The sequence below is a fragment of the Paenibacillus sp. FSL L8-0333 genome, from assembly GCF_037965665.1.
GTDB lineage: Bacteria > Bacillota > Bacilli > Paenibacillales > Paenibacillaceae > Paenibacillus_AQ > Paenibacillus_AQ odorifer.
The window spans coordinates 420,227-434,521 of record NZ_CP150186.1; the positions used below are offsets into that span (position 1 = coordinate 420,227).

Below are 14,295 nucleotides of genomic sequence, written 5' to 3' on the forward strand. Positions count from 1 at the left end.
GGAGGGAAGTATAATGTACAAGCAACTGGTAGCCAGTAATGATAGAGCGTCAGTGGAGGGATTATCCCGGCAGGTACTTGATCCGACGAGCCGCTATTACGGAGGGACAATAGATCCGGGTACTGGCGTTGCCTGGGTTAATCATACGACCGGCACACCAACCGATATGTGTTATTGGGGAGCGGCTCTGGTTAACCCGGGTTCCGCATTCTACCGTGATGAGCTGCTTCTGGCCCGCCTGCTGCTGGCGACGGAGTTCGTGCTGCGTGCACAACATGAGGATGGCTCGATCTCTCCGGGCTGGACGAACTATCATTCTCCCCCGGACACAGCCTTTGTCATCGTCGGCTACGCTCAGCTATACCAACTGTTGGCGTCGCAGGATTGGGCACCACTGCAACAGGTGCTTGATAATATGCTTCTGTTTCTTAAGCGAACTATTCCCGTCATGCTTACAGGGGGCTGTCACACGCCGAATCACCGTTGGGTATTGTGTGCAGCACTGGGATTTCTGCATGAACTGTTCGGACTGGAGGAGGCTGTCCAGCGGGCGGATCAGTGGTTGGCGGAAGGGATGGATATTACACCTGATGGAGAATGGACGGAACGCAGCAACGGTATTTATAGTGCGGTCAGCGACATCATGCTGATTCATGCCGCTCGTCTGCTGGATCGGCCCCAGTTGCTGGAGCCAGTTCGTCTGAATTTACACATGATGGTCTATTTGGTGCATCCTAAGGGCGAAGTTGTGACCGATTATTCTGGGCGCCAGGATCTGGGGAGCTTTCACGACCTGTCTCCATATTATTTACCGTACGCTATTCTGGCCCGTTTCGATAAGGAGCCATTGTTTGCGGGGATGGCCGAATGGGCAGGCAGTGCACTGGAAAATCCGGGGGTCTGCTCTGTCAACGTACTTGTACGGATGCTGCTGGAGCCGGAGCTTCAGCAACCTTTTGAAGATTCGGCAGCTCTGCCTGTAAAATATGAGAAAATACTGAACGGCGATTTTCCGCGACACGGCTATCTGCAGGGTATGGAGAAGTCCGGCCATCAAGGGCGAATTTACCACAGCCGGCTGCATACTGATTTCGGAGCACCGGTTGCGCGCTACAGGGACGGGAACACTAGCGTGACCTTAATTACGGAGACGCCGTCTTTTTTTGCACTCCGTCACGGTGCCGTCAGGCTGCTTGCAGTGCAGCTGGCTTCTTACTTTTCTCCGGGATATGTACCGATGCAGAAAATGGTCAAATTGCCGGAAGGATACCACCTGTCAGGAGAACAAAAGAAGGGGTATTACGGTCCTGTCGAAGGCGAACTGCTTCCGCAAACATCTGCGGAGCCGGTAAGCCCTTGGTATCTGCTCCCGCACCAGAGCCGCGCACTTACGCATGAACAGACATTCCGTGTGGAGACGGAGGTTCAGCGTACGGACAGAGGGTGGACCCTCCGGTTGCATGCTGAGGAGCCTAGAGAGGTTATGACACAGTTGTCTTTCGTTTTTGGACGGGAAGGATGTTTCACTTCGGGCGAATTGCAGGCTGTCGGAGAGGACCATTATCTCTGGAACGGCGGTAACCTCCGCTATAGTTGTGAAGAGGACTGGATTGAACTGACAGGGGGCGAGCTTGGCCATCTGGCGGCTACGGTGCGTGAGGCGAAGCTGCAGGATAACTGCAAGGTGGTGTTGGTCAATTTTATGACCCCGTTCGATAAGACGATTACGATCACTCTATCTCCTTCCATGATAAGAGAGTAGCCTTTGTACAATTTACAATCTAGTAGGCTTTGAAGTTACACCTCAGTCTTAGAATAATGAAGCCTTATTAAAAAACCTTCCATTAGAAGCAAACCTGGAGTTATCAGGTCTAATGGGAGGTTTTGTTATGCATCTGCTAAGCATAGACTCACCAGATTTTAACCGTGCATTATGGTATAAGTAAGAAATCCGGGCACACCAGCCGTCAGAAATTCAAATATTCTCCGAAGCTGTGATTATCACCTTTTATAAAATTTCCTTTAGTTTGGTTTACATAGGCACTTTTTTCGGCAGTCAAGTGTTATAGAGATATAAAGGTTAAGGAGGTGCTTACATCGCCACAGGATTCGCTAGACTCGACAGAGTTGGAAGAGCTAATCGTTAGGATTCAGGAGGGGGATTCCGAGCAGTATGCTTTAATTGTCAGAGTATTCCAAAAGCCGATCTATCGCTATTGCTATCGTTTGTTAGAAAACAAGCAGGATGCGGAGGACGCGGTTCAGGATATTTTGGTAAAGGGTTATCAATCTATCCAGCAATACAAATCGCAAATGCATTTCTCGGCTTGGCTCTATCGTATCGCATATCATCATTGCTTAAATCTGCTGCGCAGGCGTCGTCTGCACAAGCAAGTCATGCGTATTTTTCGTCCGGAAGTACTGTCTGCAAGCCCTGAACAGGAGCTGGATGCTCGGTTGTATAGTCCTTCATTGTCTGCAGCTTTAGCGCGATTGTCGCTTGAGGAGAGAAACATGCTTATTCTGCGGGTGTTTGAGGAACAAACTTATGCAGAGATAAGTGAGATTCTAGGGGTCAGTCCCAATGCGCTAACTAAAAGAATGAATCGGATCAAGCTAAAGGTTCAGGAAGCTATGAAGTCGGAGGAGGAGATCACATGGAAAGAAACAAAATCAGCAATGAATACCAAGATATAATTTATGCCTCGGCTGGCAATGAACTTTTGGATGAGGTAGATGTAGAAGATAAGGTCATGGGGCGTATTACTGGCATAACAGGTCGAAAGCGATCGTTCTCGCTGAGGGTGATGAATAAAACAACGGCAGTGGCTAGCATGTTAACGCTGTTTCTGCTGATCTCTGTGACTGCGTATGCTGCATCTGAATATATCCAAATCCGCAATAGTGAAGGAGTAGTGAAGGTTCAACATGTTGCGCCGACAGAATCTGCAGAGAGGGCTTCTTATGATAAATATGCGCAGCAAGCAGAACAGTTCGCTAAACCGGGTGAATTGATCGGCTATCTTGTGAAAAATAAAGCAGGTGCAGCAGGCTTGGCGACAGAATTGCAGTTTAAGTATAAAGAGCAGCGGATAGATGCGTATTCTGACTTTATAAAAGAAATCAAAAGAACAGGGGCGCCAATGCTTCCCGAAACGGCAGCGGGGTACGCTTTTAAATATGGTGTAATCCATCCTAATTCTCCGACTACGGATACAGCTAAGCTAGGTTCTCTGTATAAGGAAACATTAAATGATCTTACCGCTCAGGCATATAAGGATAAGGGGACGCGCAATTTGTTTATGAAGGCTATACCGTGGTCTGAGCCAGGGGGGCTAAGTGTAACTTATTCGAAGAACAATGCTTTTATAGGGATCTCAGCAACGCTCATGCATGGCGGCAAGGTTTTCGTGGAACAAACATCTGAGAATCAAGCTAATAAGCTCACAGTCGCAGGCACAGATGTTATCTATAACAAGGTAGTAAGGGAAGAAGTCAGCTATGACTATCTGAATTGGTATAACGAGAAGCAGGATGCGTATTATACACTCACCAGCTATGGAGATGAGATTTTAACCAAGGAGCAATTTTTACAGCTGGCTGAGGAGCTATTGAAGTAGAGTTTTGAAGTTTGAAGTTTGAAGTTTGAGGTTTGAGGTTTGAAGTTAGTAGTTAGTTGTTAGTAGTTAGTAGTTAGTAGTTTGTAGGTGCATGCGCTAAGTTAGTTGTATTATGTGCAATTAAAGTTCACCAATATTCTGTATATAGGTCCTTTAGTTGTATTTGATGCAGCTATTACTGGTTAGATTAGTGGGAATAGACGTTTTTACGGATTTTAGTTGTAGAGAATGCAATTAGAGAAGAGGATATGAGCGGATCAGAAAGATATAAGTGTATAAAATACAGTTAAATCGTATGCAGGGAAGGCAGCAAGTCGATCCAGATATAAAAGAAGGTATCCCCAAAGCGAGAGCGTAGGGATACCTTCTTTATATTCTTATGTCGTCGAAAAGTCGAAGAGCGTTAGCCTTCTAACAACAGTGCTTCTGGATCTTCCAGCAATTCCTTCACTTTGACGAGGAAGCTTACCGCTTCAGAGCCGTCAACGATCCGGTGATCATAGGAAAGGGCGATGTACATCATTGGACGGTTTACGGTTCTTTCTTCGTCCAGCGCGATCGGACGCAGTTGGATCTTATGCATCCCTAGAATACCCACCTGTGGTGTATTCAGAATCGGTGTGGATAACAAGGAGCCGAATACGCCACCGTTGGTGATGGTGAATGTTCCGCCTTGCAGCTCGGAGAGGCTGAGCGTATTGGCGCGTGCTTTGGAAGCGAGCTCGCCAATTTGGCGCTCGATTTCCGGGAAGCTGAGCCGATCCGCATCACGGACTACTGGAACTACAAGTCCTTCTTTCGCTGCAACAGCAATACCGATGTCGTAGAATTTCTTAACGACCAGATCTTCACCGTCGATCTCGGCGTTCAGCAGTGGATAGGTTTTAAGCGCACCGATCACGGCTTTGGTGAAGAAGGACATGAAGCCTAGTCCAACTTCATGTTTCTCTTTAAATGCATCCTTGCGGCGCTTGCGGATGTCGAGGATCGCTGTCATGTCCACCTCGTTGAAGGTGGTAAGCATGGCCGCGGTCTGCTGCGCTTCGACCAAGCGGCTGGCAATCGTGAGCCGTCTGCGCGACATGCGCTTGCGCTCCACGTTTTTGCCCTCGTCCGGCGTGGCTTTGCTCGCTGCCGGCTTCGCTGGCTCCGGCTTGCCTTGCGGCGCTGCTGCACCATGACCGGACACATCGGCCTGACCAATCCGGCCGATAGGATCACGGGCGCTAACCTCGCCGAGGTCGATGCCGCGCTCCCGTGCCAGCTTGCGTGCGCCCGGCGATGCCAATGCAGCGTGGCTGTCGCCACCTGCTGCAGGCACTTCGGGCGCGGCTACAGGCGCGGCGGCTGCTACTGCGTTGCCGCCTGCCGGTGCCGCTTTAGGCGCTTCGGCTTCGCTTTCAGCGGCCCGCGGCGTACTGCCGCTTGCGGCTCCAATGATGCCGATGGCTTCGCCAACGGCTACGTTCTCGCCCGCTTGACGCAGGATGGTGGAGATGACACCCTCCACCTCTGCACTAATTTCTAGATTGACTTTATCCGTTTCCAGCTCAGCGAGCACATCGCCTTGACCTACCGTGTCGCCTTCTTTAACCAGCCATTTGTAGATGGTTCCTTCGGATATGGATTCTCCCAGATCGGGTACTAAGATTTCTGACACAGGCCGTTTCCTCCCCAAACATAATGGTTTACGCTATTGTGATACCGTCCTCTTAAGAGGACGGTACAGCCGCTTGTACGTTCGAATTTGATTTTAGGGCTTCTGTTACAATTCTACGTTGTTCGAAGCTATGCACATCTGCATAACCACTGGCCGGGCTGGAACGTTCCGGACGGCCGATATATCTTACGCCGGCATTCTTTGGTGCGATGGCGCGTAACCGAGGCTCACTATAGCTCCAGCCGCCCATATTTTTCGGCTCTTCTTGCACCCAGACAATTTCCTGAAGGGAGCTGAAGGAGTTTAAATGTTCGCTTAACTCTTGTTCCGGGAACGGATAAAGCTGCTCTAGGCGAAGAACATGCAGCCATGACCAATCCTTATCCTGTGCTGCTTCCAGTTCTGTTTGGATGTCGATAGCGACTTTACCGCTGCAGACTACGAGCCGTTTAACTTCACTTGGTTTCTGGCCAAGCAAAGATTCAGCTAATACAGGCTTGAATTGTCCTGAAGCCAGCTCGGTTCCGGCAGAAGTGCTGCGCGTATTCCGAATGAGACTTTTCGGCGTCATAATGACTAGCGGTCTAGCATCTTCCTGCCCGCATAACGCTGCTTGGCGCCGCAGCAGATGGAAATATTGCGAAGCGGTAGTCAGATTAGCGACTGTCCAGTTCTCCTCAGCGGATAGCTGCAAGAACCGTTCCAGCCTACCGCTGGAGTGCTCAGGTCCCTGTCCTTCGTAGCCATGCGGCAGCATGATGACGAGATTGCTGCGCTGTGTCCATTTGGCGCGTCCAGCCGCAATGAACTGGTCAAAAATAACCTGACCCGCATTGGCGAAATCACCATACTGTGCTTCCCAGATTACGAAGGTTTCCGGTGCGAACACATTATAACCATATTCAAAGCCTAATACTGATGCCTCTGACAATGGACTGTTGTATACGCCAAAGGAGGCACGGGAATCGCTTAGCTGATGTAGCGGAGAGAATAAATCTCCTGTTTTACTGTCGTGCAGCACCAGATGGCGATGTGCGAAGGTTCCGCGTTGGGCATCTTGACCGCTCAGTCGGATGGGCGTCCCATTTTTCAAAATGGTAGCGAAGGCTAACGTTTCAGCCAGTGCCCAGTCGACCTTTTCACCCTCATTCAGTGCATCTTTACGACGTTGTAAAATGCGCTCCAGCTTCGGATAAACCTGGAATCCAGCTGGAACCGTCAACAGTTCACGATTGATCTCCTGCAGGCTGGAGATGGATACCGCTGTAGTGTTTGCCGCTGCGCGGTCCGTTTGTAGAGGAATGAAGGCTTTGGGTTCTTTTTTCTTATGATTGCCTTCCTTCATATTATCGTACGCACGCTGCAATACGCTTTCTGCTTCAGCATTCATCTTTTGCACGTCTTCGGCGGTAAGAACCTTTTCGTTTTTCAGTCTCTCTGCATAAACCTTGTAGACGGTCGGATGATTGCGAACCTTGCCGTAGACAATAGGTTGTGTGGTTTCAGGATCATCCATTTCGTTGTGACCATGACGGCGGTAGCCGATGAGATCAATTACGAAATCTTTTTTGAATTGATGGCGGTATGCGCTAGCTAAACGTACGGCTGCTACGCAGGCCTCTGGGTCATCAGCGTTGACATGGACTATCGGGATTTCATACCCTTTGGCGATGTCACTCGCATAATGCGTAGAACGGGAATCTTCACTTTCAGTCGTAAAACCAATTCGGTTATTAACAATGATATGGATCGTCCCACCATTTTGATAACCTTGAAGTTTGCCGATATTAAGCGTTTCTGCAACAATTCCTTCACCTGGAAAAGCAGCATCACCATGCATCAGCACCGCCATAGCTTTACTGGTATCAATCTTCGGCAGTCCTGCAGTGCTCCGATCTTCTTGTGCGGCACGAGTGAAACCTTCCACGACAGGATTGACGAATTCCAAGTGACTTGGGTTATTCGCTAGTGTTATTCTTGTGCGTACGGTTTCTCCTTCACGGACAGCACGGTCTGCACCGAGATGGTATTTCACATCACCTGTCCAGCCATAGTTAATGCCTGTGGAGCCTTCGGAAGGGAAAAGCTCCTTGTTCGGAGAATGATGAAACTCTGAAAATATGATATCATAAGGTTTGCCCAAAATATGTGCAAGAACGTTGAGGCGACCGCGATGCGCCATGCCCATCAAAATATGCTCTGCACCGTCATGTGCAGCAGCGCGTACGATTTCGTCTAACATCGGCACAAGAGCATCATTGCCTTCAAGACTGAAACGCTTCTGACCTACAAAAGTCTTGTGGAGGAAGGTTTCAAATTGCTCTACCTGAATCAGGCGGTTCAGGAGCTCTTTGCGTTCTGTATTATTCAGGGGTGCTGGTGAGCTGGTGGATTCTGCCTGTCTATTTAGCCATTGCAGTTCTTTTTCTTCATGCACATGCCCGAATTCATAGGCGATAGTCTTGGTGTATGCCTGACGCATACGTTGCACGGCATCCCACCCGGTATGCACATCATTCGGCGCATTTTCCCATATAAGCGTGGCAGGCAGTGCAATCAGGTCTTCGCGGGTCAGCCCATAGGTTTCAGGCTCAAGATATTTTGCCATGGGATTCTGATCGCGTACCAGCGGATCAATTTCAGCGGCCATATGGCCATATATACGAATATTGGCGATTAGCTTGGAAGCTCTTACTGCTTTTCTAAGCCATTCGGTGTCTCCCGAGATGCGCGGCTGAGGAGCCGGTTCGCTATCCGGAGTTAGGGGAGGGGGTCCCGAATTTGTAAAAAGCTCGCGATAATTATTTTCTACGGTGGAGGGATCTTTCACAAACTGTTCATATCTTTCTTGAATGTAGCCTAAATTGGGTCCGTAATACTTACTCCAAATGGATTCGTTATAGGGCTCTTTGGCTGCCATGAATACATCCTCCTTAACGGATGAACTCCATACGTGACATTTTGTGTCAACGCTTACTGGAGCTGTGATGATTGCGGTTTCATTTCTCATCTTATTGTGCTACTTTCAGCCACTGTAATCAATTCATTCTTTCGTCCAATACGTTCGCAAAATGGTATAGGTTAGCTTGTTCTAATGAAAAGAAGGGTGTTTCTTCTCATTACCCATTCTAAAGGCCTATTAAAATGATTCTATTATCCTTATTTTTAACTATTAGGTCAGTAAATATTTATTTTGCTAGTACAATTTATTTTATGTAACGGACGAGTATCGTGATAATCGGACAAGATCTTTGAAAAAAAATCTTTTATTTTTCGTTTTTAAAATAGAAAGTAACCAGGAATCGACACACTTTTCCGCTTTCTTTTTGTATAATGTTATTGCAGATAGTAATTTTATAGTTTTTTAAGCAGATCCTTTCGTGAAAAGGGTCCAGTAAAAGGTAAACTTGCCGAAAGGCAGGGGCACAAAGTCGCGGGTCTAAGGTAGAGATACTATGACAGCCGGATTGCCTGGGGACGTAAAATCTTAGGGGGAGATTTTTTGGAAAAGTCCAACCAGGGTAGCAACAGAGAACAGCAGTTTATTGATCTGGATCAAGAGTGGGTACATTTATTATTAGCAGCTAAGAAGGCTGGCATTAAGGCAGATGAAATCCGCCAGTTCTTTCATGAGAAAACTGTGCAGATCGTGCAGTAATACATTAGAGGGGTTACATATCGAAAAAGGGCACAGCGGTTCTTCGCTGTGTCCTTTTTCGATATGATTTAGTAGAAGAGAGGATCGTACCAGATTAGTAGGAAGTATTAATCCTTTTGATCGAGCTTCCATTTCTGATAGTCCAGAAATTCTTTGAATTCGCGTTTGCTAATGCCTGAGTCCATAGCTTCCTGCACCAATCGGAACCATTCCGAATCTAAATGTGATTCCTCTGCATCATTTGGTTCTCCATAGAGTAGGGCATGAATGGATACCTGAAGCGCGTCAGCGATCTTTTCGATAAACTGGATGGATGGATTGGATTGGATGTTTCTCTCCACGTTGCTAAGATACGACTTAGCCACATCTGCTCTGTCCGCAAGCTCAGATAGGGAGAAACCCTTGTCTAGGCGGAGCTGCTGGATACGTTGGCCCATATTCTGTGGCACTATGCTGACGCCCCTCCGTAATTTTTGTTATTAGTATAGCAAATATCAATAAATCGGACAAAGTTTATTGTAAAGAGAAGAGCAGCAATCTGCTTATCCGTGGCCGGATTCAGGATCTGCTGCTCTTCGAGTATTTTATTAAATTACTTTATTGATCTTAGTAGTCTTTTTTCGCACCTTGTTTAGCTACGAAATCCCAAGTCAGTGTTAAGCTATCGCCTTGGAAAATATTTTGATCTTGGTTATTTTCCACAAATTCGAATTGGACGGAGAAGCTGTCATTGGTACCGGCTTTAATACCGGATGCTTCGGTAAAGAGTTGATCCCAACCTGTATTTTTTACGAGATCCGGATGCTGACTTTTTAAAGCAGCAAGTGTAGTCTCATAAACTACATTTTCAGGAGAGACGATAGGTACCCCTTTATCATTATTTCTAAGGAATTTAACTTTAATGAACTCGGCTAAATCCAAGTAGTTATCTCCTTTAGCATCCGTGATTTGAGTCGATGTATTCAGAATGATAGATCCGATATCGAGCGAACCATCGTTTTTCAATTTGAAGGATTTAGTTACAGTATCACCTGGTTTCAGGTTAGGAATATTAACGATGACAGAAGGGTCGGAGTTCAGATCGAGTGTACCCGCTGCGAATGTAGCTGTGCTTTGCGCAGTGTCGCTAAAGTATGCGAAGGTTCCTCCGCCGATTAATGATAAACCCAGTGCTGCAGATGCTACGCCAAGACCCAATGTTTTCTTGATACCCATAATAAAATTCCTCCTCAAATTTGTGTTTGAATTTTTTATAAAATTTATATATTGTATCTTCCGGTTCGTAAGCGGAAGTGGACAATCAACTTAGGGCTGTGTTTCTGTTGGGGACGGTGAGGCTGGCAGTAGGGCAGTATTTTTCTTTTCTAATGCAGCTACAGCCTTCCAAGAGGTATACAGAGCATAGAGCAGAAGCATCAAGCCAGGCACGATCATGAGGACTACACTTCCAGCTTTGGAAACCGCGAAATTCATAGCGTAACCGACATAGGGTACAGTGACCCCGGTATACTGAGCTACAACATTCGCAGAACTGGTTGGGTTCATGTCGGGTGCGTCGTTGTTATCGCCTTTAGTGCGATAAACAGCTTCACCAGTAGCGTTATTGACGGTCGCTTCTACAATCCGGTGAGTAATGAGCAGATTATCTTCGTTCCTAAAGGTGATGACATCGCCTGGTTTGAAACGATTCATATCCCCTCCGGGTTTTAATGCGACAATTGAGCCTGTCTGAATTCCTGGTTCCATCGATCCTGAGAGTACGGTTTTGATCTCATATCCGAAGAAAGCAGGTTCACCACCGGAGGCCTTGGATAACACTACGGCTGCCACCAGCAGAATAAAGATCACAAGCATTAAGCTCGATAAGGTATTATTGATAATTTTTTTAATTCGCATCTTATTCTCCACCTTTCTCAGGTTGAGGGTCCGAAGGAGCTTGGGTTGCTACCGGCGGGGTAGTCGTACTGTCTTCCGCCTTTGGCGTCTCTTGTGGAGCCTCTTGCTGAGGAACATCTTTTGGAATTGTGAGCTCTTCACCAATTTCCGGCTTAACCGGGTCAGTGGCTGGGGCTTCAGGTTGTTCTTTATTTGGGGCTTCCGGAGCAGCTTCACCTGACGTTGGAGGGGTTGCCTCAGCTTTCGCTTTATCCTCGGCTTCTTGTTGCTTTTTCTCCTCAGCCAAACGTTCTTCTTCCTTCTTCGCTTCTTCTTCTTTCTTTGCTTGCTCTTCTTCTAGCCGAGCTTTTTCAAGCTCTTCTAGTTTTTGCTCGCGAGTCTGACTGATCATTTGGAGTTTATCTTGAAGGGTAGTGATACCTGAGGTTGCCGATTCTTTAAGGTTAGTCAATTCGGTATTTAGAGCTTCATAAGTGGAGGTGAGGTCGCTAGAGATCACGCCATCTGGTTGAGTGAAGGTAATCAGGAATGGCAGCGGCTGTGGGAACTCTCCTTCGCGTAATTCAAGTTGTCCATAAACATCACTGGTAACTACCGAAGCGAATGGAAGACCGACATCGTGTATGGAGGTTAGGTAACTAATAACTCCATTTAAGGAAGCATTCAAGGATTCCGAGATCACACCGCTTTGATTCAGGCTGCTTTGTAAATCTCTGAAAAATTGCTCATCCTTGATTTCTAGACAGTTTGAATCTAGAGAAGTCATATATCCTCCTATCTGGAAGAGTAAGGCTGCTGCTGCACTTAGCTCATTGTGGATTTGATTCCAAATTTGGCTGTTAGCCGCCAGTTGCTCGTTAACGCTATCTATTTGGGATTGAAGCGCCGCTATTTGCGAAGAAATCTCTTGTGCAGCGACATCAAGCTCTTCCAGCGACATCCCTTCTATTCCCGAAACGTCCGAGTAGTTAGCTGATGAGGAAAAGGGTTGTAGTGATTCTTTTAAAGTGAGCGCTCGATTAACATGCTCTTTGAACTCTGTAAGCAGTGCCTTGATCGAATTCGGAAATACTTCGCAAAAGCTAATCGTGCTAGTGGTTTGCGCAGCAGCTCCAAAGCCTCCATAGGTACCACCAACTTGCTGCGAGGTATATAGAAATAAGACGGAGACAGCCATTCCTGATTGCAGTATACGTAAACCAATTTTCCTGTTTCTTCTAGGTCTTCTCCTTGCTGATCTGGGTCTCAGAGGAATACCTCCCCTCAATGTCTGTTTCTTTGGTTCGTTATTATCGTTCTTTATTAAGAACAACTTCTGTAATGAATCATACATGGAATAAAACAAAAAGAAAACTGCCAATAACGCGCATTTGTACTCTATAAAGAACAAAAATGATAATTTATCTCTGAATAACTCTATTTATCGCTCGATTACTAAATATATTCGCAATAAAGAACGATCTTTTAGGGTGATTCGCAAAAAAATACCCGGCTCGCAGTAAAAACGCGAGCCGGGTATAAGTGGAGTAATGAAGTTGAGAATATAAATGTATATGTTACGGAAGTTTTGAACCACGTGAACTAACATACAGGTCGTACCATTCCTTACGGCTAAGCTCCAGCTTGTCCGCATCGGCACAGGCAGTAATACGCTTCGGATTCACAGTTCCAATAACAGGCTGAATGGCAGCTGGATGTGTCATTAGCCAAGCCAATACAATGGCTTCGGGTGTTGTTCCTTTTTCATCTGCAAGCTGTTGGACCATAGCTGCTGTTTGGACGATATTCTCCGGTTGATCCTCTAATGAACGCCCGCTAAATAGACCTTGGGCGAGTGGCCCCCAGGCTTGAAGCTGAATGTTCTCCATTCGACAATGTTCAAGGGTTCCCTCAGGAAAGATGATATCCTTCCAGGGTTCACGATTTACACTGATTCCAGCATCCACCCAGCTGATCTTAGCCAAGCTCATATGCAGCTGGTTTACGATAAAAGGTTCATCGCAATAAGTCTGCAGCAGCTTGATCTGAGCGGCGCTCATATTGGAAACCCCGAAATGGCGAACCTTACCAGCGGCCTTCAGTTGATGTAATGCGGAGGCTACTTCCTCAGGATCCATTAAGGGATCGGGTCTATGCAATAGAAGAATATCAATGTATTCGGTCCCAAGTCGTGACAATATTCCATCCACGCTGTTCAGAATATGTTGGCCAGAGAAATCAAACGTATTAGTGCTGTCCCCAGGCTCCATTAGCTTAATTCCACATTTAGATTGAATTATAATTTCTTCACGTAGTCCTGGACGATCCTTAAAAATCTGACCGAATACCTTCTCCGCCTTGCCACGAGTGTAAATATCTGCATGATCAAACATGTTGATGCCGATGGAAAGTGCGGCATCGACCGCTTCATGCCCTTGTTTAACATTCTCCGCAGTAATCGGCTCATGGTCCCAGTCACCGCCTAGTCCCATGCAGCCTAAAGCAATGCGGCTTGCGGGAATCCCGCGCTTGTTTAAAGGTAACGCTTTCAACAATGTGATTCCTCCTTGGAAAATATGATTGCGTACTTGTAGTTATTGTACACTCTCAGAAGCCCGTATGGTATTTTTTGTCGCTGGAAGAGCGGTGTTTGGTCTCCTCTTTATTCTTTTCCTCTTGCTTTTCCAGTGTCAAATCTTCCATCGGAATCGGGTCTACATTCTGCTCACTTTCATGAAGATCAAATAGACTTTCTTTCTCTGTTGGATATTGTTCCGGGTGATCCCGTTTGCCACTATTCAGCTGATGTTTTTCTTGGGTCATTTTTACCGCCTCGTCTTCCTTTGAGATTTAATGGATATTGTGCTCGTTAATAAACGTATTTTGACTCCCTTAAACAGAAAAAGAGGCCATTAGGCCTCTAAATTCAACGGTGTCCCTATGTCTTTTAGCTTGCGTGCTACAACATCATCGTATAGGCGCTGCAGCCATTTTAGCTCAGTCAGGGTGTGCTCATATGTACCGTACATTAGATGCAGGGCAGAACGAGGCACGATGGAGATGTGTTCCTCGTATACCTGATAAGCCAGATTAACCTGATGTTCTGTTTCCCGTAGGCGTTCCTCGAGCAGCTTCTCAACCTTGCTCTGATCGATATGACGGGACATAGCAAGCGCCATATACATCGGATGATAGAAGGGTTCGTTTTTCTTAATTTGTTGCAGGATAAGCTGTTCGAATAAAGCTTTACCTTGCTCTGTTATGGCATAGATCGTTTTGTCCGGCCGATCACTGCTGCGGATGACCTCTAAAGCTTCTATATAACCATCTTGTGCAAGCTTATCCACAGCATAATAGAGTGATCCCATCTGCAGCTTGGTGATCCGGTCCATGGAACGTTCCTTCATCACTAATGTGATTTCATAGGGATGCATGTTCCGCTCCAGCAGTAAACCTAAAATGGCTAATTTCATGGACATAAT

General features: G+C 46.7%; 13 protein-coding genes and 1 riboswitch. Of the genes, 4 read left to right on the top strand and 9 right to left on the bottom strand.

From position 1 onward, the window contains the following. The first annotated feature begins 13 nt into the window (after positions 1-13). The 3 genes from NYE72_RS01860 (at position 14) to NYE72_RS01870 (ending at position 3,620) form a co-directional block, all read left to right on the top strand. A complete protein-coding gene (locus NYE72_RS01860; RefSeq protein ID WP_076275619.1) occupies positions 14-1,762 on the top strand; it encodes a hypothetical protein in 1,749 nt (582 codons plus the stop codon). Positions 1,763-2,088: 326 nt separating this feature from the next. Next, positions 2,089-2,697, top strand: coding sequence for an RNA polymerase sigma factor (locus NYE72_RS01865; RefSeq protein WP_076275620.1), 609 nt, complete (start codon positions 2,089-2,091; stop codon positions 2,695-2,697). After that, a complete protein-coding gene (locus tag NYE72_RS01870; RefSeq protein ID WP_076275621.1) occupies positions 2,658-3,620 on the top strand; it encodes a hypothetical protein in 963 nt (320 codons plus the stop codon). Before NYE72_RS01865 ends, NYE72_RS01870 begins: the two co-directional genes overlap by 40 nt. 403 nt (positions 3,621-4,023) lie before the next feature. Here NYE72_RS01870 and odhB read toward each other — a convergent pair whose 3' ends face one another. Together odhB and NYE72_RS01880 are read right to left on the bottom strand one after the other, a co-directional pair. Beyond that, entirely contained in the window at positions 4,024-5,280 is a 1,257-nt protein-coding gene (gene odhB / locus NYE72_RS01875) for a 2-oxoglutarate dehydrogenase complex dihydrolipoyllysine-residue succinyltransferase (RefSeq protein WP_339211184.1), read from the bottom strand. Positions 5,281-5,332: 52 nt separating this feature from the next. Beyond that, positions 5,333-8,200: a 2-oxoglutarate dehydrogenase E1 component gene (locus NYE72_RS01880; RefSeq protein ID WP_036682783.1), complete on the bottom strand. Its 2,868-nt coding sequence runs from the start codon at positions 8,198-8,200 to the stop codon at positions 5,333-5,335. Positions 8,201-8,670: 470 nt separating this feature from the next. Further along, positions 8,671-8,755: riboswitch (cyclic di-GMP riboswitch) on the top strand. A 27-nt stretch (positions 8,756-8,782) separates the two neighbouring features. On the opposite strand from NYE72_RS01880, the gene NYE72_RS01885 reads away from it, so the two are divergent. Beyond that, entirely contained in the window at positions 8,783-8,938 is a 156-nt protein-coding gene (locus NYE72_RS01885; RefSeq protein ID WP_232061118.1) for an anti-repressor SinI family protein, read from the top strand. A gap of 107 nt (positions 8,939-9,045) precedes the next feature. Here the strand turns inward: NYE72_RS01885 and NYE72_RS01890 are convergent, their stop codons facing one another. From NYE72_RS01890 to NYE72_RS01920, 7 genes are all read right to left on the bottom strand, one after another. Beyond that, complete coding sequence (locus NYE72_RS01890) at positions 9,046-9,375, bottom strand: helix-turn-helix domain-containing protein (protein ID WP_036682795.1); 330 nt, start codon at positions 9,373-9,375, stop codon at positions 9,046-9,048. A gap of 169 nt (positions 9,376-9,544) precedes the next feature. Beyond that, positions 9,545-10,153, bottom strand: coding sequence for a TasA family protein (locus tag NYE72_RS01895; protein ID WP_036682781.1), 609 nt, complete (start codon positions 10,151-10,153; stop codon positions 9,545-9,547). Between the two features lie 90 nt (positions 10,154-10,243). Continuing rightward, positions 10,244-10,834, bottom strand: coding sequence for a signal peptidase I (locus NYE72_RS01900; RefSeq protein WP_038568375.1), 591 nt, complete (start codon positions 10,832-10,834; stop codon positions 10,244-10,246). Position 10,835: 1 nt separating this feature from the next. Beyond that, positions 10,836-12,011 carry a hypothetical protein gene (locus NYE72_RS01905; protein WP_038568378.1) on the bottom strand — a complete coding sequence of 392 codons (1,176 nt, stop codon included), beginning with the start codon at positions 12,009-12,011 and terminating at the stop codon, positions 10,836-10,838. Positions 12,012-12,390: 379 nt separating this feature from the next. Continuing rightward, positions 12,391-13,368: an aldo/keto reductase gene (locus NYE72_RS01910; RefSeq protein WP_036682775.1), complete on the bottom strand. Its 978-nt coding sequence runs from the start codon at positions 13,366-13,368 to the stop codon at positions 12,391-12,393. A 52-nt stretch (positions 13,369-13,420) separates the two neighbouring features. Further along, the gene (locus NYE72_RS01915; protein ID WP_052096730.1) at positions 13,421-13,636 is read right to left on the bottom strand and encodes a hypothetical protein; all 216 of its coding nucleotides are present in this window, start codon (positions 13,634-13,636) and stop codon (positions 13,421-13,423) included. 89 nt (positions 13,637-13,725) lie between these two features. Continuing rightward, positions 13,726-14,292: a PadR family transcriptional regulator gene (locus NYE72_RS01920; protein WP_036682773.1), complete on the bottom strand. Its 567-nt coding sequence runs from the start codon at positions 14,290-14,292 to the stop codon at positions 13,726-13,728. Positions 14,293-14,295 lie beyond the last annotated feature (3 nt).

Coding starts and splice junctions, on each gene's coding strand:
- NYE72_RS01880 (WP_036682783.1), bottom strand. CDS start 8,200: ATGGCAGCCAAAGAGCCCTATAACGAATCCATTTGGAGTAAGTATTAC.
- NYE72_RS01870 (WP_076275621.1), top strand. CDS start 2,658: ATGGAAAGAAACAAAATCAGCAATGAATACCAAGATATAATTTATGCC.
- NYE72_RS01900 (WP_038568375.1), bottom strand. CDS start 10,834: ATGCGAATTAAAAAAATTATCAATAATACCTTATCGAGCTTAATGCTT.
- NYE72_RS01890 (WP_036682795.1), bottom strand. CDS start 9,375: ATGGGCCAACGTATCCAGCAGCTCCGCCTAGACAAGGGTTTCTCCCTA.
- NYE72_RS01860 (WP_076275619.1), top strand. CDS start 14: ATGTACAAGCAACTGGTAGCCAGTAATGATAGAGCGTCAGTGGAGGGA.
- NYE72_RS01920 (WP_036682773.1), bottom strand. CDS start 14,292: ATGTCCATGAAATTAGCCATTTTAGGTTTACTGCTGGAGCGGAACATG.
- NYE72_RS01905 (WP_038568378.1), bottom strand. CDS start 12,011: ATGGCTGTCTCCGTCTTATTTCTATATACCTCGCAGCAAGTTGGTGGT.
- NYE72_RS01895 (WP_036682781.1), bottom strand. CDS start 10,153: ATGGGTATCAAGAAAACATTGGGTCTTGGCGTAGCATCTGCAGCACTG.
- NYE72_RS01915 (WP_052096730.1), bottom strand. CDS start 13,636: ATGACCCAAGAAAAACATCAGCTGAATAGTGGCAAACGGGATCACCCG.